Raw genomic sequence first — 24,662 nt, 5'->3', positions numbered from 1 at the left:
CCCCACGCCCCACTACCGCGGCGAAACCGTGGCATACGCGCCGAGACCGTGGCATATCGGCACGGTCTCGGCGCACACCCCACGGGCTCGGCGAGAGGGGGGCGCGTGGGGCACGATGGCGGGCGTGACGAACACCCTCCACCGACGCCTGGGTACCCCCGGCGCGGTCGCCATCGGACTCGGCGCCATGCTCGGCGCGGGTGTCTTCTCCGTCTTCACCCCCGCGGCCGGTGCGGCGGGAGCCGCGCTGCCCCTCGCCGTCGTGCTCGCGGCCCTGGTCGCCGTGCTCAACGCGACCGCCACCGCCCAGCTTGCCAGGCAGTACCCGGTGGCCGGTGGCGCGTACGTGTACGGCCGCAAACGCCTGGGCGAGTGGCCGGGTTTCCTCGCCGGTTGGGGCTTCCTCATCGGCAAGACCGCCTCCTGCGCCGCGATCGCGTGGACGCTGGGCGCCTACGCCCTACCCGGCCACGAGCGTTGGGTGGCACTCGCTGCCGTCGCGGTCCTCACCCTGCTCGCCCTGGGCGGCGTGACCCGCACCGCGGGCGCCTCGATGATCATCGCCGGCGCCGTGATCCTCGCCCTCCTGGCCGTGATCGCCCTCGGGTGGGCTGGAGTGATCTCGGGTCGGATGGCCGACGGCGCAGCCGCACCCCTCCCGTCCGGCGGCACCTGGTACGGGGTGCTGCAGGCGGCGGGTCTGGTGTTCTTCGCGTTCGCGGGGTACGCGCGGGTGGCCACCCTAGGGGAGGAGGTGGTGGACCCGGCCCGCACCATTCCCCGCGCCATCGCGATCAGCCTGAGCGTGGTCCTGGTGATCTACCTGGCGCTGGCGGTGCTCCTGGACCGGGCGCTGGGTGCGGACCTCGCCACCGCGCTCACCCCGATCGCCGACCTCATCGCTCCGGTGCTGGGGACCGGCGGCGAGGTCGCGGTGCGGATTGTGGCGACCGTGGCCTGCGCGGGGTCCCTGCTGGCCCTGATGGCGGGCATCAGCCGCACCACCGTGGCGATGGGCCGCACCGGCGATCTGCCCCGTGCCGTCGCCCGCATCTCCGATCGCGGGGTGCCCACCCGGGCCGAACTGTTGGTCGGTGTGGTCGTGGCCGCCGCTGTGCTGACGGTGGACCTGCGCGGCATGGTCGCCTTCTCCAGCTTCGGGGTGTTGCTGTACTACGCGGTGGCGAACCTCGCCGCGTTCACCCAGGCCCGCGAGGACCGGTTCGTGCCCCGCGCCGTGAACGCGGTCGGCGCGCTGTTGTGCGGGGTGCTGGTGGTGACCCTGCCGCTCAGTGGGTCGCTGGTCGGCCTCGGGGTGCTGGCGCTGGGGGTGGGGTGGCGGCTGCTGACGCGATCCCGGGCGCCTCGGCGCGCCGCGTGAGGCCCGTGAGGCGTCGCGCCGCGTAGGAGGCTCCCCGGGTCATCACCCACGCGGCCTGGTCCCGGCGCGTGACACCCGCCCCCGGTCGATCCCCCTCCCCCGCCAGTGCGACGACGGCGTCCCGCGCGGCAGTGTCCACGATCCCCTCGGCGTGCAGCATCCGCGCGTACCCGGCCGCGACCCGCCGGTGGCTCAGCGCGGACAGGTGGATCCCGTCCACCCCCACGAGCTCGCGCCGACCGAGGTCGCCACAGGTGACGCGCAGGTCCAGGTGCAGGTGCCCCGCCGCGGCGCTGCGCGCGGCGATCGCCTCGTTCAGTCGCGTCACCCGCTCACAGATGCGCCGCAGCCCCCACCCGGGGAACGGCAGCGCATCGGTGGGCAGCGGCATGCTCGCGGTCCCCACTCGCGCCCCGGCCGCGGCGAGTGCCGCGCACGAGTCGGCCACGGCGTCGGCCACCGCCTGCGCGTCGAAGGCGAACCGCAGCAGGTCGTTCAGGCCGAGCCACACGAACGCGACTGCGGGCCGGGCGTCCAACGCCATCGGGACCTGCCGCGTCAGGCCGTCCGAGGCGTCCGCGCCCGGCCAGGCCGTGGAGGTGAGCACCGCCGGGCTGCCCGAGGCCCGCACGCCGCGGGCGAGGTAGTCCGCGAAGGTGGGCTGGCGCGCATCCGTGCCGACGTCCACCACCCCCGCGGCCAGGGAGTCCCCCACCAGGGCGATGCGCAGCGGTGGCGCCGGCACGCGGGCCGTGACCGGGTCACTCACCCACGCCCTCCCGGGCCAGGCGGGCGTCGGTCACCCGGGTGCGCCAGGAGACGCGGCGCGGCGGCGCGAGGCGGGCGATCGCCTCGGCGTGGGTCGCGAGCATGGCGCACGCCGAGGCGTGCCAGCCCTGAGCCACGGCGCGGCGCCGGGCGCGTTCGCGTGCCACGGGGTCCGCGGCGAGCGCGCGGGCGGCGGCGGCGAACTGGCGTGGGTCCGCGTCGCGCTGGCTGCCGCCGATGCCCACGACCTCCGGCAGCGCGCCGGTGTCGCTGCACACCACCGGGGTGCCGCACGCCATGGCCTCCAGCGCGCCCAGGCCGAAGGTCTCCGCCGGGGCCGGGGCGAGCGCCACGTCCGCGTTGGCCAACGTCTCCGCGACCTGCGCCCGGGGCCGGTGCCCGAGGAACTCCACCGGCAACCCGGCGGCGCGCCGCTCCAGGTCACCGGCCAGCGGACCGCTGCCGAGCACCACGAGCTCGGCGTCCACCTCGCGCTGCAGCAACGCGCGCAGGGTCTCGATCGAGAGCCAGGGCCGCTTCTCCCTCGACAGCCGCCCCACGTGCACCAGCCGCAGCGGCCCGCCACCCGGGGTGCCGGGCGCGCCGGGCGCGCCCCCACCCGCACGCCCCGGGTGCACCCGCAGGCGCGGGTGGAACGCCTCGATGTCCACCCCGAGGGGAACCACCCGGGCGTGCACGCCCACCCGGGCGGGCTCCAGCGCCGCGTAGCGACTGGGGGTGACCACCGTGGTGGCGCGACGCCCGGCGCCCATGTTCGCCAGGTCCGCGACGGCGCAGCTCACCGCGCGGGAGAACCCGCGGGTGGTCAGCACGTCCTGCACGTGCTCGTGGGCCACCATCACGCAGGCGATGCCGCGGGAGGCGGCCCAGGCGGGCAACCACCGCAGGGTGGTGCGGTCGCTGAGCTCGATGACATCCGGGCGCCATCGGTCCACCAGACGCATCACCTCGGCCTGCGCGGTGATGAGGCGATACCCGGCCCCCACCGCCATCCCCGGGGTCGTGCGGGCGTCGGGGTGCTCGGGCCACCACTGCGCCGGGTCGTCACCGGCCTCGGGCACCAGCGCCGTCACCTCGTGCCCGAGCGCCTGGTACCGGCGGGCCCACGCGGCCAGGGCCGTGCGGATCCCGCCGGACTGGGGCGAGACGAAGTTCGCGACCTGCAGGATCCTCATGCGGCGACCCCGGTGGACTCGATGGCCGGATCCGCGCCGCGCAGCAGGTCGCGCCAGGTCGCGGTGAGCTGCCCCATGGAGGTCGGCATGCTGCGCCGGGCGGAGAGGCGGGCGGCGGCCGCGGCGTGGCGGCGGTGGTCGGCGAGGATCTCCAGCGCGGCGGCGTGGATCGCGGCGGGGTCCCCGACCGGCACCACCCGGCCGCTGTCGGGTGTCACGAGTTCCCGCACGCCACCGGAGTCGGGGACCACGGCCGGCACCCCGCAGGCCATGGCCTGCATCACCGACTGGCACAGGGTCTCGTGACGGCCGGGGTGGACCACCACGTCCAGGCTCGCCATCGCACGTGGCAGGTCGGCGCCGTCCAGGTGCCCGGTGAAGTGAGCCTCGGGCAGCTGCGAGCGCAGGGCGAGGCTCTGCGGCCCGTCCCCGATCAGCACCAGCTGGATGCGCGGGTCGGCGGCGAGCTGCGCCAGCAGCGGCAGTTCCTTCTCGGGTGCGAGGCGCCCCACGTAACCCACCACCGGGCGTCCACCGCCCCAGAAGGCGTTCAGCGCCTCATCGCGGCGCCCCGGGTCGAAGGTGTCCAGGTCGACCCCGCGTTGCCAGTGCCGCACCCGCGGGACGCCGTGCTCACGCAGCGCCTGGACGGCGTCCTCGGTGCAGGCCAGGTTCACATCCGCCCGGGCGTGGGTGCGCGCGATCCACTTCCACACCCCCGCCGCGGTGCCCTTGAAGCCGTTGGCATCGGCGAACGCGGCGACGTCGGTCTGGTAGACCGCCACGCTGGGGATGCCGAGCACGTTCGCCGCCCGCAGCGCCTGCGCACCCAGCAGGAACGGGGAGGCCACATGGACGACGTCGGGGCTCACCTCGCGCAGGTAGCGCACCATCCCGGGGGTGGGCAGGGAGGCGGCGTAGCCGAGACCGGCCAGCGCCACGGCCGAGGCGGTGAAGGTGGTGCGCGCCCGTGGTGCGTTGCGCGCCGACGCGCCGGGTCCGACCAGGTGGAACTCGACACCCGAGGTGTGCCGGAGTACCTGCTGCACGGACCTGACGACTCCGTTGGTGGCGGGGGCCCAGGATTCGGTGACGATCGCGATCCTCACGAGCCCCCAGGCTAGGAAGCGCGGGCGACGAGCCGGTCACCGCTGTGCGACCGGCCCGCGAGGGTCTGCCGAACGCTCGGTGAACACGGCGCCAGGAGTCTCCGCGGCGGGGTCGGGGTCGGGGCCGGGTGCGGGCACGGTCTCGGCCGCGGTCGCGGGTAGCGCCCACGCCGGTCCGGGTCCGGCCTGCACAACCGTCTCCTGTCCCACGCGCACATCCCGCCCGAGCGGGAGCTCCACCTCGATGGTGGTGCCGGCCGGCGCGCGGAGGGTGGCCACCACCCGGCGGCCCCGCACCCGGCGGTGCGTCACCCGGGCTGTGATGCCCACCGTCCCGGGCGTCGCCTGGGAGGTCAGCCGCAGGTCCTCGCGCCGCAGGAGCAACACGGCCGGTCCCTCGCCGAACAGGTCCACCGGCATCCGGCCCCAGTCGCTGTGGTGGATGCCGCGCCGCACGATCCCGGGCACCTCGGTGAACCCGCCGAGCATCCGTGCCACGGCGAGGCTCGCGGGCCGTGTGTAGACCGCGGCGGCGGGCGCATGCTGGTGGGCGACGCCGTCGATGACCACGAGCACCCGATCGGCCAGTGCCGCCTCGTCCAGGTCGTGGGTCACGAGCACGAGCGTGGGATCCAGCGCCGCGCGCACCTCGCCCACCAGATCGTGCATGGCCCGGCGCAGCTCGGAATCCAGGGCACTGAACGGTTCGTCCAGGAGCAGGACCGAGCGCTCGGCAGCCAGTGCGCGCGCCAGCGCCACCCGTTGCGCCTGACCGCCGGAGAGCGCTGAGACGGGGCGGTCCTGCAGCCCGGGGAGCCGCACGAGGTCGAGATAGCGCCGCGCGAGCCGGCGCGCCTCGCGCCGCCGTGCCCCGGCGAGCCGGGGGGCGAAGGCCACGTTCCCCGCCACGTCGAGGTGGTCGAAGAGGGTGGGCTCCTGGAACATCACGGTCACGTCCCGGCGCTCCACGGGCAGGTCGGTGACGTCGCGGCCCGCCAGGTGGACGGCGCCCGAGGTGGGGCGCACCAGTCCCGCCGCGGCGCGCAGCAGGGTGCTCTTGCCCGAACCCGAGGGTCCGACGACGGCGAGCATCCGCCCGGCGGGTACGGCGACGGAGACCTCGCTCAGGGCGGGGCGTTCGGTCCCCGGGTAGCGGTGGGTGATCCGGTCCAGCTCGAGTGCGGTCACGGCGAGCTCCTCTCCGTGGTGGGTCGTGGTCCCCGGGTCAGGGCCGCCACCGCACCCAGGAGCAGGAGCGGCGGCGCGAGCGCCGTCAGGGCGATCACCGCGACGGTGGCGGTGTTGCCACTCCCCGCCGCGAGTGAACCGAGCAGCACCGGGGCCGTGACCAGGCGACCCCCGCCCACCAGCACGGTGATGACGTAGTCGCTCCAGGCCACGAGGAAGGCCAGCAGGGCCGCGACCAGCAGGGAGCGGCGAAGGGCCGGGAGGAGCGCGCGCAGCGCCGCCTGCATCGGGCCGGCCCCCAGGGCCCGGGCCTGCTCGGCCAGGATCGGCGGGGTGCGGGCGAAGGCGACGGCGGTGGTGAGGGCCACGTAAGGCAACGCCGCCGCGGTCAGCAGCGCCAGGACGGCCACCGGCTCCGGCAGCCCCGTGCGCACCAGCACGGCGTCGAACCCGAGTGCGACCGCAACCGGGGGCAGCAGCACCGGCAGCAGCAGGATCCCGATCACCGGGCCGGGGTGCCGGGTCAGGCGCCACCCCAGCACCCATCCGATCGCCGCCCCGAGCGGCGTGGCGAGGGCCGTGACCGCCAGGGCCAGTATCAGGGAGCGCCCGAGCGCGGGCCCGAGGCCGGCGGAGGCGGCCTCCCGCCAACCCCGCACTCCCCATTCCTGCGGCACCAAAGCGGGGTGGGACCACCGCTCGGCGAGGATCCAGCCGGCGATCGGGAACAGGGGCAGCGCCAGCCACAGCAGCGCCGCCCCGGCCCCCAGCACGGTGAGCGCGCGCCGAGCCCGCCGGCCGCTGCTCATGCCGATCCCGGGGTGAGTCGACGCAGCCGGGGCAGCGCCACGAGCGCGGGCAGCGTCACACAGACCGCGAGCAGGGAGGCGGTGAGGGCCGCCGCCGCGGCCGCCGGCCGGGCGAGTAGGTCAATGGACTGCAGCAGCCGGGCGGAGAGCACCGGCAGGGGCTCGGGCACGGCCGCCGAGAGCAGCCAGGCCGCCTCGTAGGAGCCGATGGCGTAGACCAGGGTGACCAGGCCCGTGGCCAGCAGGGCGGGCGCCGCCGTGGGCAACGTGACCCGGCGCCACCGCTGCCACGGCCCCGCGCCCAGCCCGGCGGCGACCGCCATTCGGGTGCGGTGCCCGGGTGCCAGGGCTCCGGCGAGCACGAGCGCAACGAATGCGGATTCCTTCCACGCCAGCGCGAGCACGGTCGCGACCGGCACCGGGCCGGCCACCAGGGCCGGCCACCCGACGTCGAGAGCCACCGCCACCCTGGAGAGCAGTCCGCCGTCCCCCAGCAGCATCAGCATCGAACTCGCGGCCACGATGTGCGGGAGCAGCAGCACCACGAGGCACCCGATCCGCACGATGCCCGCCAGCCGATCCGGGCGCAGGAGGAGGCCGGCCAGCCCGGACCCGACCGTCACGGCCAGCGCGGTGGCCGGCAGGGCGATCCGCAGCGACTCCCCCACCCCGCGCACCAGGTCCTCACCGTGCACCTGCCAGGCGGTCAGGGTGGCCTGCGGCGGTCCGAACAGCGGCACCAGGCCCAGGGAGGCGAGCGTCACCGTGACCATCGCACCCCCGGAGATCACCGTGATCACCACGAGCCCGGGGGCGGCACCCCAGCTCGCCCGCCTCACGGGTTCAGCACCTGGCTGCGCCAGCCCTCGTCCAGGGGCGCGACCCAGCCGGACGACAGTTCCGGCAGGGCGCCCGCGGACAGTTCCTCGAACGGCGGGACCACCGGGGAGTCGGGCAGCGCGGCGAAGGCGGCGGCGTCCTCCTGCGGCAGGCGGGAGAGGTCCAGCACGGTGAACTGCCCCCACACCTGCGGGTCGGCCTTGGCCGCCTGCTGCTGCGGCGAGAGCGCGAGGTCCGCCACCACCATCGCCCCCGCGTGGTCCGGGGAACTGGCGGGGATCGCGAGGAAGCTCGCGTTGCCGACCGTGCCCTCCTCGAGCGTGAGCACGCGGGTGGTCGACGGGAAGGTGCCCTCGGCCACGAGGTCGGTGAGGGTCGCGGGGCCGTAGGTCATCGTGAAGTCGACCTGGCCGTCGGCGAACAACCGGTCCAGGTCCACCTGGTCGCGGGGGTAGGTGCGGCCCTCGCGCCACAGCGCCGGTGCCACCTCGCGCAGGGAGTCCCACAGGGTGGGCGTCGCGGCATCGAAGGCCGCCTGACTGAAGGCGACCGGCACCTGCGGGTCCAAGGCCTGCAGGGCCTGACGCACGAACACCGAGCCGGTGAAGTCCGGCGGTGCCGGGTAGGTGAACCTCCCGGGATTCTCCTGCGCCCAGGTCAGGAGGTCCTCGATGCTGCGGGGTGGCTCCGGGACCCGCGCGGCGTCGTAGACGAGGGTGAACTGGGCCTTGTGCCAGGGCGACTCGCAGCCCTGCACCGCGACCCCGAAGTCGTCGGTGACCAGCGGGTCCGCCGGGTCGAGGTAGGCGGCGTTCGGCAACTCGGACGCCCAGCCGCAGCGCCAGGCCCCGGCCTGCTGCGCGGTGGCGAAGTTGTCCCCGTTCACCCACACCAGATCCACCGACCCCGCCGTGGATCCCGCGGCGTGTTCGGCGAGCACGCGGCGGATCGCATCACGGGTGTCGGCCAGGGGGACCCGGCGCAGGGTGACGCCCAGGTCGGCGGCCGCCGGCGCCAGGACGTCGTCCACGTAGGCGTTGCCGCGTTCGTCCCCGCCCCACATCCACAGGTCCACCACCTGGCCCTCGGCCTCGGCCTCGGCCATGATTTCGGAGAACGCGCGGGCAGGTTCGGAGGCCTGCGGCGCCGGCGCCGCGCAGGCCGCCAGCACCAGGGCCGTCGCCACGCCGCCGGTGATCGTGGCACGGGCACGCGCCGGTCTGCCTCGGGCGGCTCGCATCATCGGCTCCTTCTGCCACGGTGGGGTCACTGAAAGGGAACACGGTGAGGGTCCCGCCGACTTCCCTCCCTGACGACCCTGGGAGGCAGAGATGTTCGACGCCCGGCTGCGCCGCCGGTTCGGTGGAGGCCTGGAGGCACTCGCGCGTGCGGTGGACCGCCCCTGGATCACCCCCGACGGGCTGACGCTCACCGGCCTGGTGGTGGGGCTGGGGAGCGCCGGACTCGCGGCCGCCCAGTGGTGGTGGTGGTCGCTGGCGGCCTGGCTCCTCTCCCGGGTGCTGGACGGGGTGGACGGGCCGCTGGCGCGTCGGCGCGGGCGGACCGGTTCGGCGGCCGGTGGCTTCCTGGACATCACCAGCGACTTCGTGGTCTACGGCGCCACGGTGATCGGCGTGGCGGTGGGCGTCACGCCGGCGTCGGCGTCACCCGGGGACTGGCTGCCGTTCGCGGCCGTGCTGCTGGCGTACTACGTCAACGGCGCCGCGTTCCTCGCGTTCTCCTCCCTCGCCGAGCGCACCGGGAAGCGGATCGAGGACGGCCGTTCCCTGAGCTTCCTCGGTGGCCTGACCGAGGGTGCCGAGACGATCGTGGTGCATGCGGCGTGGCTGATCCTGCCGCAGTACGCGGCGGACATCGCCCTCGTGTGGGCGGCCCTGGTGAGCCTGAGCGCGGTGCACCGGATCGTGACCGGATACCGGGTGCTGCGGGAACCGGGGCAACCGGAGCGGCCGGGGAAGCCGGAGGATCCCGGCGCACCGGGAAGCAGGCGCGGACCCGAGGGGGTTCCTCCCGTATGACCAGCCCCGTCTCCCCCACGGCCGATTCCCCACGCTCCCGCCGCGGGGCGGTGATCCGCCTGGCCGCCTTCCTCCTGGTGTACGTGGCCGCCGCGATCGCCCTGCAGGTCAGCGGCTGGAACGGTCCGCAGCAGTTGCAGGACCTCGTGGAAGACGCCGGGTGGGCGGGGAACGTCATCTTCGTGCTGGGCTACGCCCTGCTGGTCCTGGTCCCCTCCCCCGCCTCCGTGCTGACGATCCTGGGCGGGGCCCTGTTCGGGGTGTGGTGGGGCTTCCTGCTGGCCTGGAGCGGCGCGCTGCTCGGCGCGATCGGCGGCGCGTTCATCGGCCGCCGCGTGGGTCGCGCCTCGGTCGATCGCCTGCTCGGGGGACGTCTGCGCACGGCAGACCGGGTCCTGGTCTCCCACGGTCTCCTCGCCGTCCTGGCCGTGCGCCTGGTGCCGCTGTTCCCGTTCACGCCGCTGAATTACGCCTGTGGACTGCTCGGCGTGCGGATGCGCGACTACGTGCTCGGCACGGCGCTCGGGATCATCCCGGGGTCCCTCGCCTACGCGTCGGTCGGTGCCTCGGGCGCCGACCCGCTCGGGATCGTGCTCGGCGTCGGCGGCCTCGTGGCGCTGGCCGTGATCGGCGGGGCCTGGGGGCGGCGCCTGCTGCGGCCGGTCCCCGCAGAATCCGCCCCGCAGGAGGACGGACCTGAGCGGGACCAGGACTGAGGGCCCTAGGTGGCCCGCCGGTCCAGCCACCGCCGGCGCGACCCGACGATCAGCCGCACGGCGCGGCGCGCCAGCGGCGCGTCCAGCTGGGTCCGGGCGTCGGCGATGGCCGCCCCGCCGAGGCCGTCGTTCCAGGTGGGATAGGGGTGCATCAGGCCCGCCAGGTCCCGGGTGCGCATGCCGCGCGCGACGGCGAGGGCGGCCTCTCCCAGGGTCTCGCCCGCGCGGGGCCCCACGATGGTGGCGCCGCGCACCCGACCGCTGGAATCCACCGCGAGCCGGGTGAAGCCGTCCGTCTCCCCCTCGGTCACCGCGCGATCGACGTCGGTGTGCTCGCGGGTGACCACGCGCAGGTCGCTCCCGTCGGTCGCGGCGCCGAGTGCCGCCACCTCGGGGTGGGTGTAGGTCACCCGCGGCACCGTGGTCTCCGCCCGCCGCCGCACGCCGAGCACCGCATTGGAGGCGGCGAGGCTGCCGTGCGAGGCCGCCACATGGGTGAACTGGGGGTGACCGGTGAGGTCCCCCGCCGCCCAGATGCGCGGGTTGGTGGTGCGCAGGTGCCCGTCCACGCGGATATGGCCCCGGTCATCGCACGCCACCCCGATGCGCTCCAGACCGGCACCTGACGTGCGGGGGGTGCGGCCCACCGCGACCAGCAGCCGGTCGAAGGCGATCTCCCGGCCGTCCTCGAACTGCAGCCGACCCGCGCCCGCGCCCTCGGCCGGCGCGGCGTGCACGGCGGCGACCCGCGCCCCGGTCTGCACCCGCACGCCGTCGCAGCGCAGGGACCGTGCCACGGCGGCAGCCGCGGCGGGGTCCTCGCGCGGCAGGATCCGCTCGGCGTTCTCGACCAGGGTGACCTCGCTGCCCAGGCGTGCCATCGCCTGCCCAAGTTCGCAGCCGATGCTCCCGGCGCCGAGCACGGCCAGGCGACGCGGCGCCTCACGCAGCGACCAGAAGGAATCACTGGTGAGGTAGTCCACCTCGGCCAGGCCCGGCAGCGGGGGGATGGTCGGGGCCGACCCCATGGCCAGGACGGCCTGGCGGTAGCGGACCGGCACGCCGTCGACCGCCACCTCCCCCTCCCCCCTGAACACGCCCTGGCCGTGCCTCACCGGGACCCCGGCGGCGCGCAACGTCTCGGGGCTGTCGATGGGGGCGATCTCGGCGATCGCCTGCTGCACCCGGTCCATCACCCGTGCGAAGTCCACCCGGAGGGTGACCTCGAGGCCGAACCGGTCGGCCGTGCGCGCCGCCGCGGCCTGGTGGGCGGCAGCCAGCAGCGCCTTCGAGGGCACGCACCCGGTCCACAGGCAGTCGCCGCCCGTGCGCTCGCGCTCCACCAGCAGGGTGCTGGCACCGAGGCTCACGGCGGTCTTGGCCGCGACGATCCCCGCGGTCCCGCCGCCGAGCACCAGCAGGTCCACCGGGGCGCCGGGCGCGGTCATCCCTCCTGCCCCTCGGCCCAGTCGGTGACCATGCGGCGCATCCGCTCCAGGGTGCCGGGGTCCATCGGCACGCGCTGCGGGATCCGGGACATCGCCAGCCGCAACACCCGGTTCTCCCGGACCGCCTCGCGGCACCTGCCGCACGCCTCGAGGTGCTCCTCGACGCGCTCGACCTCCGCGGGCGTCAGTGGCGCGGCCGGGTCGTGGTCGAGGTAGCGCGGGATCCGGCGCCCGGTCCAGTGACAGCGCATCAGTTCCCGGATCGTGGTGATCATGGTTCTCCTCGCATGGGTCGAAGGGTGGGCGCGAGTCGGATCCGCAGCCGCTTGCGCGCCCTGCTCAGACGGGACATGACGGTGCCGATCGGGACGCCGAGCACGGCGGCGGCCTCCGCGTAGGAGAGGTCGTGGACGTCCACGAGCAGGAGTGCGGAGCGCAATCTCGCGTCGAGCGCGCCGATCGCCTCGCTCAGGGCGGCGTCGAGTTCCTGGGTGACGTAGACCTCCTCCGCACCGGGCGCCTGGTGCGCGCCGAAAGCGGGGCGGGAGGCGTTGATGAGTTCGGAGTCGTCCACCACGATCGGCCTGCGTCGGCGGTGCAGATTGAGGTGGGTGTTGCGCACAATCGTCAGCAGCCACGCCCGCGGGTGGCGTCCGTCGAACCGATCCACCGCACGGAAGGCGCGGACGAGGGACTCCTGCAGCAGGTCCTCGGCATCGGCGGTGGACCCGCTGAGCCCGCGCGCCACCCGCCACATCATCTCGATCTCGGGTTCCACCACGGCCGCGAAGGCGCGGCGTTGCTCGCGCTGAGCGGCAGCGACCTCGCCCGGCGCGGGGCCCGAGGTCGGGCAGGCCTCGGGATCGAGGTCTTCGTTCACGTCACGGGTCACCACGGGCAACTCCAGGTGGTCCGGGGGTGGGTGTCTGGGTGAGGAACCCGGCGGCGGGGCCGTCGCATTCCTCCCGGGTGGTAGGAACCTGGCTCCCCCGGCAGCCAACGTGCCCCGGAGAAAGCGAACGGCCCGGTCTCAACTCTCGTTGAGACCGGGCCGTTTCCCTGGTAGCGGGGGCAGGATTCGAACCTGCGACCTCCGGGTTATGAGCCCGGCGAGCTACCGAACTGCTCCACCCCGCGTCGGCTTGGACTACTCTACGGCAGGATCACCCAGGAACCAAATCGGCAGGATTCCAACGCTGCGGGGCCGTGGCGGTCGCCACGGCCCCGCAGTCGAGGTGCGCCGGGCTCAGCCGGCGCCCGCGAGATCAGCCGGCGTTGTCGATCTCGATCTGCGCATCGATCGCGCGCTGCAGCGCATCGTTCAGCGCATCCTGCGCCTCGCCGTAGGCGGCCCAGTCCCCGCTGGTCTGGGCCTCGTTGGACGCCTCGATCGCCGCACCGGCGTCGATCAGCGCCTGCGCGAGTCGGCCCTCGGCCGTGGAGGTGTCCGGCGTGGCGATGCCCGTGTCGGCCCCCGGGGTGCCGGAACCGGACGTCGAACCCTCGGTGGGCTCCGTCGTCGGCTCCTGCGTGGCCTCCTCGCCGGGCTCCTCCACCTCGGGCACCAGGGTGCCGTCGGGGTCGAGGGTGTCCGGGTCCACGTCGGCGTCGCCCGCCTCCGCGCCGGAGTCGCCGCCGAAGACCTGGTCCAGCGCCTCGTCCAGCGTGGTGGCGAACCCGATCTCGTCGCCGAAGGCCACCAGCACGTACCGCAGCAGCGGGTACTGGGTGCCCTGGGAGGCCTGGGCGTACACCGGCTGCACGTACAGGAACCCGCCGCCCACCGGCAGCGTGAGCAGGTTGCCTCGCACCGCCTCCGAACCCTGGGAGTCCAGGATGTTCAGGGTGTCCGCGGCGTCCTGATCGGTGTCGAAGTTGTTCTGCACCTGACCGGGCCCCGGGATCGCCAGACCGCTGGGCAGTTCCAGCAACCGGATCTTGCCGTAGCCCTCGCCGATCACGCCGTCCTCGTCCCCGGCATCACCGGAGACGGCCGCGAACCCGCGCAGCACGTTGCGGTTGGAGGCGTCCAGGATGAAGGACGTGGTCAGCGAGAACGCCGCCTCCTCCTCGCCCGGCATCCGCAGGGTGAGGTAGTACGGGGGCTGCGCCACGTTGCCCTCCGAGGTCGGGTCCTCCGGCGTGCGCCAGAAGTCCGACCCGGCGAAGAACTGGGCCGCGTCCGTCACGTGGTAGGTGTTCAGCAGGGTGCGCTGCACCTTGAACATGTCCTCCGGGTAGCGCACGTGCGCCATCAGGTCACCGGAGATGCCGTCGATGGACTTCACCAGGCCCGGGTACACCTCGTTCCAGGTGGACAGGACCGGGTCCTCCGGCTCCCACGCGTACAGCGTGACGCTGCCGTCGTAGGCGTTCACCACGGCCTTGACCGAGTTGCGGATGTAGTTGATGTTGTCCGGCTGGTTCAGCACGATCTGCTGACCGGTCTGCTCCACCAGCAGGGAGTCGACCGTGGCCTCCTCCAGCTGCTGACGCGCGGAGTAGGGGTAGTCGTTGGAGGTGGTGTAGGCGTCCACCACCCACACGACCTCCTTGGTCCCGTCCCCGTCGGTGTCGACCACGGCCGGGTAGGTGCGGGAGTCCACCGTCAGGAACGGGGCGACCTTCTCCACGCGGGTGCGTGGATCGCGGTCCCACAGCACCTGCGAGACATCGGTGACACGGTCGGAGAAGAGGATCTCCTGACTGCCGAACTTGATCGCGTACAGCGCCCGCATGAACAGGTTGGTGATCTGCGGTCCACCGTCGCCGGTGTAGGTGGACAGGACCTCACCCTCGGACTCGTCGGAGGGGAAGTCCACCTCCCACGGCGCGGTGCCCTCCGGCGCCCCCACGATGGAGTAGGTCGGGGAGTTCTGGCCGAAGTAGATCCGCGGTTCGTACTCGCCGAGCTCGCCGGTGCTGGGGATGTCGCCCTCGAAGAACTCCGGCTGCCCGCCCGCCCCGGGGGTGTTGCCGTAGGCGGCCACGACGCCGAAGCCGTGGGTGTAGACGGTGTGATCGTTGGTCCAGTTGCGCTGGTCGGCGCCCAAGCCGTTCAGGTCGAGTTCCCGCACCGAGATCACGGTGTCCTGACGCTCCTGACCCTCGATGTCGTACCGATCCACCGAGAGCACGTCCGGGAAGGCGTAGTACTGGCGGATCTGCTGCAGCTGCTGGAAGGTCGGGGAGACGATCGAGGGGTCCATGAGGCGGATGCTCGCGGTGGACTCCGCGTCCTCCCGCAGCGCGCCCTGCTCGGCCTCCGTGGTCGCGGAGTAGGGGATGGTCTCGATGTCCTGCAGGTCGTAGGCGCCCAGGGTTGCGTCGATGTTGCGCTGGATATAGGGCTGCTCCAGGGACTGCTCGTTCGGCACCACCTGGAAGCGCTGCACCAGCGCCGGGTAGATCCCCCCGAGCACGATCCCGGAGACGACCATGAGGCCGGCGGCCACGGCGGGCAACTTCCAACTCCCCCACACGGCGGCGACCACGAGCATGATCGCGACCACCACGGCGATACCCGCGAGGATCTCGCGCCCGGGCAGCACCGCGTTGATGTCGGTGTAGGAGGCGCCGTCGAACCGCTCACCCTCGTTGGTCAGCAGCGAGTAGCGGTCCAGCCAGTACGAGGCGGCGATGGTCAGCGCCAGCAGGGCGCCGATCACGGCGAGCTGGATGCGGGCGGCGCGGGTGACGTGCGGGCCCTGGCCGACCTGCAGACCCCCGTAGAGGTAGTGCGTCACCACGGCCGCGATCCCGGAGATCACCAGCAGCGCCATCACGAAGGACACGATGAACCGCAGCAGCGGCAGCGTGAACGTGTAGAAGGACAGGTCGATCCCGAACTGCGGGTCGGTGATACCGAAGGACTGGGCGTTCATCGCCACCAGCACGGTCTGCCACTGCGCGGAGGCCGCGGCGCCCCCGAAGAACCCGAGCACGACCGGCGCGCCGATCAGCACGGCACGGCGCAGCGGCTCCACGGCCTCGCGGTAGCGGTCCAGGTTGCGCTGCTCCGGGGTGACGGGCGCATACACCGGCCGATTGCGGTAGGCCAGGTGCAGGTTGAGGAAAGTCAGCCCGCCCATGAGGACCGCGCCGATCACGAACAGCACGATGCGGGAGATCCACTGCGTGGAGAGCACCTGAGTCGCGTCGAGTTGGGAGAACCACATCCACTCCGTGATCAGGCCCGCCGAGGCGAACACGGCGATCACGAGCACGGCGAGGACGAGGAACGTGATCCACAGGGCGGATCTCCGGCGATCGGGCCGGGCACCAGCGGTGGTGGTCACAGCTATTCAGCACCTTCAGGTCGAGGACAGGACGCGCTGCCGCACGGCAACACACGGACGAGCGGCGCTGGTAGGACAACGCCGCCACCCTCACACAAGTTTCACACGTGGCGCACGCGCGCAGTCACCCGCTCCCGGCACGCCCCTCGCGCCTGAAAGACTGGGGCCATGAGCGAACCCGTCGATCCCACCCACGCCGCCGACGCCACGCCCCCTTCCCGCGCCGACGCCCCGGATGCCACCGCCGCGCTCGCGCGGTGCCTGCGCGAGACCGAGGCCCACGTGGCGGGCGCCGGATGGGACGCCCCGATGCGACTGTTCGCCCTGGTGCGCCTGGCCGAGGCGCTGGCGGAGGACCCCTCGCTTGCCTCGATGCTGCCGGAGCCCGACGGCGATCCCCACCAGCTCATTGCGGTGGAGCAGGAGGGGCTACCGGAGGCGGAGACCCTGGAGGACCTGCTCGCGCAGATCTCCTGGCCCGAGAGCGTTGACGGGGCGGCGATCGTGATCGAGCGCGTGGTGGTGCCGCCCTCCGCGGAGGCCGAGGTGGACACGGACGACCCGCAGGCCGTGGCCGCCCTCGCGCAGCGGGAGGACGCCCAGGACGTGCGGATGGCCGCCGGGGTGCTGCGCTCGGGTGAACGCTGGTGCGCGCTGCGGGCCCGCAGCCACGACACCGACGACCAGGTGATGGGCGGCGCCGACCTCGTGCCGGGGCTGGTGGCCGCGCTGGCCGTCACCCTGGAGGACTGAGCGCCGCGCCCGGGAGGTTCAGTCGGCCTGTGCCAGCACGTCCTCGCAGGTGGGCAGGTCGGCGCTCTCCCCGGCGCCGATCGCGGTCACCGCGTCCCACGCCTCCCCCAGGGTGCTGACCGCGACCACGGTCAGCCCCTCGGGCTCATGGCCCACCACCTCATCGCAGTTGTCCGCGGGTGCCAGGAACGCCGTCGCCCCATCACGCCTGGCGCCGGCGAGCTTCTGCTGGATCCCGCCGATCGCTCCGACCTCCCCGCTCATGCTCATCGTGCCGGTGCCGGCGATCACCTCACCGCCCGTGGCGTCGCCCTCGGTCAGGCGCTCCATGATGCCCAGGGCGAACATCATCCCGGCCGAGGGTCCGCCGATGTTCTCCAGCGCGATGTCCACCTGCACGGGGGGTGTCACCTCCGGGGCCACCAGCACGCCCAGCACGCTGCCGCCCTCACCGTCGTCCCCGGTGACGAGCGCGACCACCTGGTCCTCGCCGTCGCGCTCGATCAGCACGGATGCCTCGGTGCCGGCGGGGATCACGGCGAGCGCCTCGGACAGCTCCCGCATCCCGTTCACCTCGGTGACCTCGTCCTCGGAGGAACCCACACCCAGCAGCAGGTCGCCCTCGGAGAGCACGTCCACTGCCCCGGTGCCCTCCACCACCCCGGCGACGGTGAGGGTGGCGGGCACCTCGTAGCCGAGCTCCTCCAACGCCGCGACGGTCGCGTTCTCCTGGGAGGTGCTCATCTGCACCTGCGACGCCTCGGCGGTCTCCTCGGCACTCTGGTCGTCGGGGAAGAGCGCTTCGCGCGGCAGCACCGAGGACGTGTCGTCGAACAGCGACTGCAGCACGCGCACGGCACCCACCGGGTACCCGGGGCCGCCGTAGGCCGACACGGTCGTCAACCGCAGTTCGCCCTCGGAGTCGAACTCCTGGTCGGCAGGGACCGTGATCAGGGTGGTCTCCCCGCTCTCGCCCAGGGTGTCCACAGTCGGGCCCGGGGTGCGCACCACGTAGGGCACCGGGATGATCAGTGCCAGGGTCAGCAGGGCGCACAGCGCCACAGCGATCGCGAGCACGCGCACCGAGACCCCGGCGGAGCGCCGGGGCAGCGGCAACGGGTCATAGTGCACAGCGGTCTGCTCACGGTCGCTCGGGGGCTGGGTCACCCGCACATTCTCACCCAGGTGCCTGACAGGATCCTGCGCCCTCCCCCTGCGGCTGATCCTGCGCCGTCAGCGAAAGGCTGCCGCCACGGCGTCCACCGGCGCGTGCTGCGGGATACGTTGGAGGCCGACGGCGAGTGAGCCGCACAGCGACGGGAGGCGTGATGACAGAGCCCACATCCGGAGACGGCGCCCGCGAACGGTGGGAGATGATCCTGCGGCAGGTGCTCGGCGAGGAGGGCGCCCGCGAGGCGATGTCCGCCCTGGAGGCCTCCGGCTTCGATCCCGCACAGATGGCCGGGGCGGCGAACCTGCCCACGGACCCCGCCGCGATCCAGGCCATGATGATGCAGATGCAGCGCATGATGGCCTCCGGCGGGGATGCCAGCGTGAACTGGCAGGTGGCACACGACCTCGCGCGCCAGGTCGCCCACACCGGGGGCGACCCCAGCGTCACCCACGAGCACGCGCGCCGCGTCACCTCCGCGTTGAGCGTGGCCGACCTCTGGCTGGACGCCGCGACCGACATGCCGGCCGCGGCGACGCCCCGGTCGGCCTGGTCGCGCGCCCAGTGGGTGGAGGCGACGATGCCGACCTGGAAGCGGGTCACCGGGCCCGTGTTGGACTCGGTCGCCGAGACCCTCACCACCATGCTCGCCGAGGGCGGCATCACCCCGGACATGGGAGCCATGGGCTTGCCGGAGTTGCCCCAGATGCCGGGCATGCCCGGTGGCGCCGGCCTGCCGGGGATGCCGGGGCTGAACCCGGCCACGATGCTGCGCCAGTTCGCCTCGATGGTCTTCGGGATGCAGGTCGGGCAGGCCGCCGGGACCCTGGCCCGGGAGGCGTTCGGCACCTCCGATCCCGGGCTGCCGTTGGTCGAGGAGCCTGCGACCGCGTTGGTGTGGGCGAACGTGGCGGAGTTCGCCGAGGGCCTGGACGCCTCCGAGAGCGAGGTGCTGCACATGCTTGCGGTGCGCGAGGTGGCCCACGTACGCCTCTACGCCCACGTGCCGTGGCTGCGCGCCCACATCCTGGGCCTGGTGGAGGAGTACGCCCGCGGGATCGACCTCGACCTGCAGGCCATGGAGGAGGCGATCCGCGAGATCGACCCCAGCGACCCGGAGGCGCTGCGGCGCGCCATGTCCGGTGGGGTGTTCCAGGCCAGTACCACGCCCGAGCAGAAGGCTGCCCTGGAGCGGCTGGAGACCGCCCTGGCCCTGGTGGAGGGCTGGGTGGAGCACGTATCGGCGCAGGCCGTGGCCCCGCACCTGACCCACGCGATCCCGCTGCGCGAGATGCTGCGGCGGCGGCGCGCCGCTGGCGGTTCCGCCGAGCAGGTCTTCGCCACCCTGGTGGGCCTGCACCTGCGCCCCCGGCGTGCCCGCGAGGCCGCCACCCTGTGGGCCACCCTGGAGGCGGAGGGCGGCTGGGAGCTGCGCGACTCGCTGTGGGCCCACCCCGACCTGTTGCCCGACGGCGACGACCTGGATGTGCCGAAGGAGTTCTCCGCGCGGCGGCGAGCGACGGCGCAGGGCGAGGCTGATCTGGATGCCGCCCTGGCCGAGATCCTCGGTGGCGCGGATCGGGCATCCGATGCGCCGCCGGATGAGGGAACCGGGGAGCAGGACCGGACGGTGCAGCCCCCCGAGGACGAGCGCTGAACCCGGGTGGCGGCGGGCCCTGGCGCGCCGCCTACCCGTGCTGGCGCTGCCAGCTGACGCCGTCCAGGAACGCCATCGCCTCGTCCATGCGCGGGTAGCGCTGGACCAGGTCCTGGAAGGCGGGCCCGTGGCTGTACTCCCGCAGGTGCGCCAACTCGTGGACGAGCACGGCGTCCAGCACGTGGGCGGGCATCTCCGCGAGATCGCGTGAGATCCGGATCTGCCCGGTCTGCTGGGTGCAGGACCCCCACCGCTTGTGCTGGTTGTCCACCCAGGACACGGCGGTGGGCCGCTCGCTGATCCGCAACACGGTGCGCGCCAGTTCCTCCGCCCGCCGTTCGAGGCGTTCGTCACTGCGGCGGGCGCGGGTGGCGGTGGCCGCCCGCTCGGTCATGGTGCGCACCCACTCCCGCTCCTGTCCCTCGGTGAGCCGATCCGGAATCGCGACCACGAACTGGCCGCGCTCCAGGAACGCGGACACGGTGCGCGTGCGCCGCCGGCTGCGACGCACCACCACTTCCGTGCCGTCCTCGAGGTGACCCACCACGGTTCGGGTGACGCCACTGGTGCCTGCTGTCCTCACGCGCCCAGGGTAGGTCGCCCGGGTGACATCCACCGGCGCCGTCCACAGATCCGCGCCGTCGGCGGCCCGCGTCACACTGCTGTCCACAGGTGAGCCACCACGTGCCCGCCATCGAACCGCCGACCGTGGCAGGCTGCCCGACACCAGGAGTCGAGGGGACGTGGAATGGACGGCAAGCGGCTACCGCCAGGGGTTCTCGCACTGTGGCGCGCTGAGACACAGGCGCAGTTGGGGACCGATCCACGCCACGCCGTCGTGCTCGAGGGGCTCAGCGCCGCCCAGCACCGGCTGTTGGAGGAGTTGGAGCGGGTCGGCACCCCTGCCCGCGCCCGGATGGACCCCGTCCTCGCGCTCGGTCGCCGGCTCGGGGTGCCGCCCGCGGAGGCGCGGATCGTGCGCGATCACTTGCGAGCCGCACGGCTGGTGCCGGCCACGTCCGGTCGGCCCACGTCACCCGCAGCGCCCACCTCACCCGGCGCGCCCGCCTCACCCGGCGCGCCCGCGCCTGCGGGCGCGGTGACCCAGCCGCCGGCGCCGACACAGTTCCGCCATCTCGCCTACCGTGCCGACCTCGCGGCGCACCCCGAGCAGGTGGCGCAACGCAGGGCAGCCGCGGCGGTCGCGCTCCTCGGGGGTTCCGCGCTCGCTCTCCTCATCGCGCGCCTGGTGGTGTGCGCGGGCGTCGGGTCGGTCAGCCTGGAGGACGAGCAGGAGGTGACCGGGCGCGATGTGATGCCGGGCGCCTACCTCTTGCGCGAGGTCGGCAGGAGCCGGCAGGACTCCGCGCCGGCGCACCTGCGCCAGAGCGGGCCCCGGGTGCGGACCGATCCGCCGCAGCGGCCCGACGTGGTGGTGAGTGTGGAGTCGCGGGTGGCGGTGCCGTTCCGCACCTCGGGCCTGATGGCGCGCGACGTCCCGCATCTCTCGGTGGTGGCACGGGAACTGGATGTGGTGGTGGGCCCCTCGATCCGGCCGGGGAGCGACCCGTGCCTGCGGTGCCTCGATCTCCACCGGTGCGATGCGGATCCGTGTTGGCCGGCGCTGGCAACCCAACTCGCGATCGCTCCCCCGCCCCAACACGAGGTCGCGACCTGGTACCTGGCTGCGGCGAGTGCCGCGAAGGAGGTGGTGGCGCTGGTGGACGGGCGGCCGCGGTTGACGGGCAGGAGCGTGGAGGTGGACGGCGTGGAGCTCACTCGGGTGCGCGTGTGGGCGCCGCATCCGCAGTGCGGGTGCGGCGCCGACGGCGCGCTCCCCGGGGTGGGGACCGGGCCGCCGCCGGGGGCCGGCGCGGCGGGCGGCCCCCTCGCCGAGGGCGGCGGGTGAGCCCGGCACGGGTGCCGGGGTCCGGTTCGCCGTCATGCGGCTACCTTGCGGGGACGGCCACGGCCGCGCTTGCGGGCCACGACCACGCCGTCCACCAGGACCTCACCTCCCCACACGCCCCACGGCTCGGCGCGGCGCAGGGCGCCGGCGAGGCACTCGGCGCGCAGCGGGCAGGTGGTGCACAGCGCCTTCGCTCGCTCGACGTCGTCGCCGCGTTCGGCGAACCAGAGGTCGAGGGTGCCCGGTTCCTGGCAGGGCAGGGCCTCGAGGATCGGGGCGGGTGATGTCGGTGTCGGTGTCGGTGTCGGTGTCGGTGTCGGTGTCGGCAGCACTGACAGGGTGGTCTCGGACCGGGAGTCCAGGACGGACATGAGAGTTCTTCCTACGTTCGTGTCGTCAGCAGAATCGGCTGGTGCCGTATAGACCCGTGGGTCCTGGTGCCGCAGGCGAGGCGCCGTCGGGCGCGAAGCGTGCGGGGCGGGAGAGGTGCGGCTGCGCACCCGACCCGTCTCTACCGGGCGCTGAGGGTGCCGCGGCGCGCAGAGCGCGGGCTGCCGAGCCTCAGTGTCCGCAGACGGGAACCGGACATGGCTGTGCCACGCACGGCGGGGGTGGTCACCGCGGCGAACGCGGTGGTCAGGGTGATCCTCATCTCGAACACCTCCTCTCGACTCGGACCCGGATGCTGGCTAGGCGGGGCCCATGAACACGAACTCGATGAGCGTACTCCTGCACCGCGGTGGGCGCGCAAGGGATTATTCGGAGGAGTTCCTGCGACCATCGCAGACGGGCCGACCGGGTGGCGCGGCCGGTGGAGTCCGGGGCTACGGCGCCTCGGGTGCGGGCACGTCCTCACCGCGCACGATCGCCAGCACCGCGGCGCCGTGTGCCTCGATCTTCGCGGCACCTATCCCGCGCAGCATCGCGAGCTGACGCAGGGTCTGCGGTTTGGCGGTCGCGATGGCCACGAGCGTGGTGTCGTGCAGGATCGTGTAGGCGGGCTTGCTCGTGGCGCTCGCGAGCGCGGCACGCCAGGTGCGCAGCGCCTCGAAGACCTCGGGGTCGGCATCCCCGCTGGTCAGGGCGTGCTCCACAGCCTCCGCCCGGGCGCGGCGCCGGGCACGGTCCGTGGTGCGTGCCGGCCCCTCCTCGCTGGGCCAGATGCCGTCCAGGAACCGGGAGGGCTTCCGGCTCGCGCGCCCCCCGACCGCCCGCGCCCGGGCGTAGGAGATCGCCAGGTGTTCGCGGGCACGGGTGACCCCCACGTACAGCAGGCGGCGCTCCTCGGCCACCGACTCCGGGGTCTCCGCGAAGCTGATCGGCAGCAGGCCCTCGCTCACACCCGCCAGGAACACCGCGTCCCACTCCAGGCCCTTCGCGGCGTGCAGGGAGGCCAGCGTGACGCCCTCCACGGTGGGGGCGTGCTGCTCGGCGGCGCGCTCGGTGAGCTCGGCCACCAGCGCCGCGAGATCGGCACCCCGGGTGGTGGCCAGGTCGTCCGCCAACTGCACGAGCGCATTGAGCGACTCCCACCGCTCCCGCACGGCGCCCCGGGTCGCGGGTGCCTGCGGGGCCCAGCCCGCGGAGGTCAGGATGTCCCGGACCGTCTGGGGCATGGGGGTGTCGGCGTCGGCCGAGCGCACCGCGCCGCGCAGCAGGCCGATGGCCTCGCGCACCTCGCGCCGCGAGAAGAACCGCTCACCGCCCCGCACCAGGTAGCCGATTCCCGCGTTGGCGAGGGCCTGCTCGAACGCCTCCCCCTGGGCGTTGGTGCGGTAGAGGATGGCGATCTCACTGGTGCGCACGCCGTGGGCGATCAGCCGCTTCACCCGCTCCGCGATGCCGCGGGCCTCCGCCTCGTCGTCGTCGTAGGCCGTAAAACTCACCGGCGGGCCCGAGGGGCGCTGCGCCACCAGCTGCACCGAGGAGGTGGAACGCTCCCGCCCGGCCCGGGCGAGCACGTCATTGGCGAGCGAGACCACCTGCGGTGTCGAGCGGTAGTCCCGCACCAGGCGCACCTCCACCGCCTCGGGATAGGTGCGGCGGAACTGGGTGAGGTAGCGGGGGCTGGCACCGGTGAAGGAGTAGATGGTCTGGGAGGCGTCCCCGACCACACACAGTTCCTGCCGCTCCCCCAACCACAGCTGCAGCAGGCGGTACTGCAACGGCGAGACGTCCTGGAACTCGTCCACCACGAAGTGGCGGTACTGGCCCCGCACGGTGCGGGCGATGTCCTCCCGCTCGGCGAGGATCCCCACCGTCAGCAGCAGCACGTCCTCGAAGTCGATCACGCCGCGCTCATTCTTGACGTCCTCGTACACGCTGAGCAGCCGAGCGATCGTGGTCAGGTCGTGCCCCGCCGCGCCGTCACGCCCCGCCTTGCTCGCGGCGGCCACGTAGTCGTCCGCGGTGATCATGGAGACCTTCGCCCACTCGATCTCGCCGGCGAGATCCCGCACCGCGAGCCTGTCGGCGCCGAGACCCAGCCGCCCGGAGGCCTCGCCCACCAGCGACGCCTTGTGCTCGGCGATCGGCGGCAGCGAACCACCCACCGCCTGCGGCCAGAAGTAGGACAGTTGCCGCAGCGCCGCGGCGTGGAAGGTTCGCGCCTGAACCCCCGGCACACCGAGATCCCGCAGCCGGCCCCGCATCTCCGACGCGGCGCGCGCCGTGAACGTCACGGCGAGCACCTGGGTGGGGACGAAGGCGCCCTGCGCCACGCCGTTGGCGATGCGGTAGGTGATCGCGCGGGTCTTGCCCGTGCCCGCGCCGGCGAGCACGCACAGCGGCCCCGACAGGTGCGAGGCGACCGCTCGCTGGTCCTCGTCCAACTGGGCGAGCAACTCCTCGGAACTGCGCAGGGACGTCTCGCCACCCGCGGGAGTCGCCTCCCCCGGGCGGGCGCCCTCGTTGTCCTGGGTGATCTTCGCCGTCGTCCTCATCCCTCACATCCTCCCACCGGCCACCGACATCGGGCCGTGCCCGCCGCCGCGCTGTGGGTTCGGGCGGTGGGTACCGGCTGTGGGTACCGGCTGTGGGTACCGGCTGTGGGCACCGGGAACACGACGGGCTCCCGCCGGGTTACTCCCCATGACCATCGATTGGAGCCCCAGCATGACCGCGACCCCCGAGGCCGGAACGATCACCATGTACTCGACGACCTGGTGCGGCTACTGCCGCCGGTTGAAGTCCCAGTTGAACCGCGAGGGCATCGCCTTCAGCGAGGTGAACATCGAGGAGCACCCCGAGGCCGCCTCGTTCGTGGAGCAGGTCAACGGCGGCAACCAGACCGTCCCGACCGTGCTGTTCCCGGACAGGTCGGCGATGACCAACCCCTCCCTCGCCCAGGTCCGCGAGCGCCTCGCCCTCTGACCCGGACG

At 73.6% G+C, this 24,662-nt stretch carries 23 protein-coding genes and 1 tRNA gene; 7 read left to right on the top strand and 17 right to left on the bottom strand.

The window, feature by feature from the left end:
- Positions 1-124 precede the first annotated feature (124 nt).
- Positions 125-1,381, top strand: a complete 1,257-nt coding sequence (locus tag ATL40_RS03500) for an APC family permease (RefSeq protein WP_245866673.1) — start codon at positions 125-127, stop codon at positions 1,379-1,381.
- On the opposite strand, the gene ATL40_RS03495 is transcribed toward ATL40_RS03500, so the two are convergent.
- From ATL40_RS03495 to ATL40_RS03470, 7 genes are read right to left on the bottom strand one after another with little or no spacing between them, the layout of a single operon-like run.
- Positions 1,290-2,150: a GDSL-type esterase/lipase family protein gene (locus tag ATL40_RS03495; RefSeq protein ID WP_098468324.1), complete on the bottom strand. Its 861-nt coding sequence runs from the start codon at positions 2,148-2,150 to the stop codon at positions 1,290-1,292. The two genes, ATL40_RS03500 and ATL40_RS03495, sit on opposite strands and share 92 nt — an antisense overlap.
- A complete protein-coding gene (locus ATL40_RS03490; protein ID WP_098468323.1) occupies positions 2,143-3,345 on the bottom strand; it encodes a glycosyltransferase family 4 protein in 1,203 nt (400 codons plus the stop codon). The genes ATL40_RS03495 and ATL40_RS03490 overlap by 8 nt, the downstream gene beginning before the upstream one ends.
- Positions 3,342-4,454, bottom strand: coding sequence for a glycosyltransferase family 4 protein (locus tag ATL40_RS03485; protein WP_098468322.1), 1,113 nt, complete (start codon positions 4,452-4,454; stop codon positions 3,342-3,344). The genes ATL40_RS03490 and ATL40_RS03485 overlap by 4 nt, the downstream gene beginning before the upstream one ends.
- Before the next feature lie 36 nt (positions 4,455-4,490).
- The gene (locus ATL40_RS14660) at positions 4,491-5,642 is read right to left on the bottom strand and encodes an ABC transporter ATP-binding protein (protein ID WP_143556851.1); all 1,152 of its coding nucleotides are present in this window, start codon (positions 5,640-5,642) and stop codon (positions 4,491-4,493) included.
- The gene (locus ATL40_RS14655; RefSeq protein ID WP_143556850.1) at positions 5,639-6,451 is read right to left on the bottom strand and encodes an ABC transporter permease subunit; all 813 of its coding nucleotides are present in this window, start codon (positions 6,449-6,451) and stop codon (positions 5,639-5,641) included. The genes ATL40_RS14660 and ATL40_RS14655 overlap by 4 nt, the downstream gene beginning before the upstream one ends.
- The gene (locus ATL40_RS03475) at positions 6,448-7,290 is read right to left on the bottom strand and encodes an ABC transporter permease subunit (protein WP_211283057.1); all 843 of its coding nucleotides are present in this window, start codon (positions 7,288-7,290) and stop codon (positions 6,448-6,450) included. Before ATL40_RS03475 ends, ATL40_RS14655 begins: the two co-directional genes overlap by 4 nt.
- Entirely contained in the window at positions 7,287-8,531 is a 1,245-nt protein-coding gene (locus tag ATL40_RS03470; protein WP_098470250.1) for an ABC transporter substrate-binding protein, read from the bottom strand. The genes ATL40_RS03475 and ATL40_RS03470 overlap by 4 nt, the downstream gene beginning before the upstream one ends.
- Positions 8,532-8,622: 91 nt before the next feature.
- Here ATL40_RS03470 and ATL40_RS03465 point away from each other — a divergent pair, with 91 nt between their 5' ends.
- Both ATL40_RS03465 and ATL40_RS03460 read left to right on the top strand, forming a co-directional pair.
- The gene (locus ATL40_RS03465) at positions 8,623-9,330 is read left to right on the top strand and encodes a CDP-alcohol phosphatidyltransferase family protein (RefSeq protein ID WP_098468320.1); all 708 of its coding nucleotides are present in this window, start codon (positions 8,623-8,625) and stop codon (positions 9,328-9,330) included.
- A complete protein-coding gene (locus tag ATL40_RS03460) occupies positions 9,327-10,046 on the top strand; it encodes a TVP38/TMEM64 family protein (RefSeq protein ID WP_098468319.1) in 720 nt (239 codons plus the stop codon). The genes ATL40_RS03465 and ATL40_RS03460 overlap by 4 nt, the downstream gene beginning before the upstream one ends.
- A 5-nt stretch (positions 10,047-10,051) precedes the next feature.
- On the opposite strand, the gene ATL40_RS03455 is transcribed toward ATL40_RS03460, so the two are convergent.
- From ATL40_RS03455 to ATL40_RS03435, 5 genes are all read right to left on the bottom strand, one after another.
- Positions 10,052-11,494: a dihydrolipoyl dehydrogenase family protein gene (locus ATL40_RS03455; protein ID WP_098468318.1), complete on the bottom strand. Its 1,443-nt coding sequence runs from the start codon at positions 11,492-11,494 to the stop codon at positions 10,052-10,054.
- Positions 11,491-11,769 carry an anti-sigma factor family protein gene (locus ATL40_RS03450; RefSeq protein ID WP_098468317.1) on the bottom strand — a complete coding sequence of 93 codons (279 nt, stop codon included), beginning with the start codon at positions 11,767-11,769 and terminating at the stop codon, positions 11,491-11,493. Before ATL40_RS03450 ends, ATL40_RS03455 begins: the two co-directional genes overlap by 4 nt.
- Positions 11,766-12,389, bottom strand: coding sequence for an RNA polymerase sigma factor (locus tag ATL40_RS03445; RefSeq protein ID WP_211283056.1), 624 nt, complete (start codon positions 12,387-12,389; stop codon positions 11,766-11,768). Before ATL40_RS03445 ends, ATL40_RS03450 begins: the two co-directional genes overlap by 4 nt.
- 165 nt (positions 12,390-12,554) lie before the next feature.
- Positions 12,555-12,631 (bottom strand) — tRNA-Met (locus ATL40_RS03440).
- 128 nt (positions 12,632-12,759) lie between these two features.
- Positions 12,760-15,792 carry a UPF0182 family membrane protein gene (locus ATL40_RS03435; protein WP_245866670.1) on the bottom strand — a complete coding sequence of 1,011 codons (3,033 nt, stop codon included), beginning with the start codon at positions 15,790-15,792 and terminating at the stop codon, positions 12,760-12,762.
- A gap of 168 nt (positions 15,793-15,960) precedes the next feature.
- Between ATL40_RS03435 and ATL40_RS03430 the strand changes: the two genes are divergently transcribed.
- Positions 15,961-16,545, top strand: a complete 585-nt coding sequence (locus ATL40_RS03430; protein ID WP_098468316.1) for a PPA1309 family protein — start codon at positions 15,961-15,963, stop codon at positions 16,543-16,545.
- Positions 16,546-16,563: 18 nt separating this feature from the next.
- Here the strand turns inward: ATL40_RS03430 and ATL40_RS03425 are convergent, their stop codons facing one another.
- On the bottom strand, positions 16,564-17,712 hold the full coding sequence (locus ATL40_RS03425; RefSeq protein ID WP_098468315.1) for a YlbL family protein: 1,149 nt from the start codon (positions 17,710-17,712) through the stop codon (positions 16,564-16,566).
- Between the two features lie 161 nt (positions 17,713-17,873).
- Between ATL40_RS03425 and ATL40_RS03420 the strand changes: the two genes are divergently transcribed.
- Entirely contained in the window at positions 17,874-19,373 is a 1,500-nt protein-coding gene (locus tag ATL40_RS03420; protein WP_098468314.1) for a zinc-dependent metalloprotease, read from the top strand.
- Between the two features lie 31 nt (positions 19,374-19,404).
- Here the strand turns inward: ATL40_RS03420 and ATL40_RS03415 are convergent, their stop codons facing one another.
- Positions 19,405-19,956: a M48 metallopeptidase family protein gene (locus ATL40_RS03415; RefSeq protein WP_098470247.1), complete on the bottom strand. Its 552-nt coding sequence runs from the start codon at positions 19,954-19,956 to the stop codon at positions 19,405-19,407.
- 165 nt (positions 19,957-20,121) lie between these two features.
- Here ATL40_RS03415 and ATL40_RS03410 point away from each other — a divergent pair, with 165 nt between their 5' ends.
- Complete coding sequence (locus tag ATL40_RS03410; RefSeq protein WP_098468313.1) at positions 20,122-21,282, top strand: hypothetical protein; 1,161 nt, start codon at positions 20,122-20,124, stop codon at positions 21,280-21,282.
- 32 nt (positions 21,283-21,314) lie between these two features.
- Here the strand turns inward: ATL40_RS03410 and ATL40_RS03405 are convergent, their stop codons facing one another.
- The 3 genes from ATL40_RS03405 to ATL40_RS03400 all read right to left on the bottom strand — a co-directional run bounded on the left by ATL40_RS03405 (position 21,315) and on the right by ATL40_RS03400 (position 24,224).
- Positions 21,315-21,653 carry a WhiB family transcriptional regulator gene (locus tag ATL40_RS03405; RefSeq protein WP_098468312.1) on the bottom strand — a complete coding sequence of 113 codons (339 nt, stop codon included), beginning with the start codon at positions 21,651-21,653 and terminating at the stop codon, positions 21,315-21,317.
- A gap of 140 nt (positions 21,654-21,793) precedes the next feature.
- Positions 21,794-21,934 (bottom strand): hypothetical protein, encoded by a 141-nt coding sequence (locus ATL40_RS14950; protein WP_169925865.1) that lies wholly within the window; start codon positions 21,932-21,934, stop codon positions 21,794-21,796.
- A gap of 172 nt (positions 21,935-22,106) precedes the next feature.
- Positions 22,107-24,224, bottom strand: a complete 2,118-nt coding sequence (locus tag ATL40_RS03400) for an ATP-dependent DNA helicase UvrD2 (protein ID WP_098468311.1) — start codon at positions 24,222-24,224, stop codon at positions 22,107-22,109.
- 172 nt (positions 24,225-24,396) lie between these two features.
- Here ATL40_RS03400 and ATL40_RS03395 point away from each other — a divergent pair, with 172 nt between their 5' ends.
- Positions 24,397-24,654, top strand: coding sequence for a mycoredoxin (locus ATL40_RS03395; RefSeq protein ID WP_098468310.1), 258 nt, complete (start codon positions 24,397-24,399; stop codon positions 24,652-24,654).
- Positions 24,655-24,662: the final 8 nt, after the last annotated feature.

Origin of the sequence: Serinibacter salmoneus (assembly GCF_002563925.1) — a bacterium.
Taxonomy (GTDB): Bacteria; Actinomycetota; Actinomycetes; order Actinomycetales; family Beutenbergiaceae; genus Serinibacter; species Serinibacter salmoneus.
Note: the sequence above shows the minus strand (reverse complement) of the source record. Positions and strands in the feature narration are given on the sequence as shown.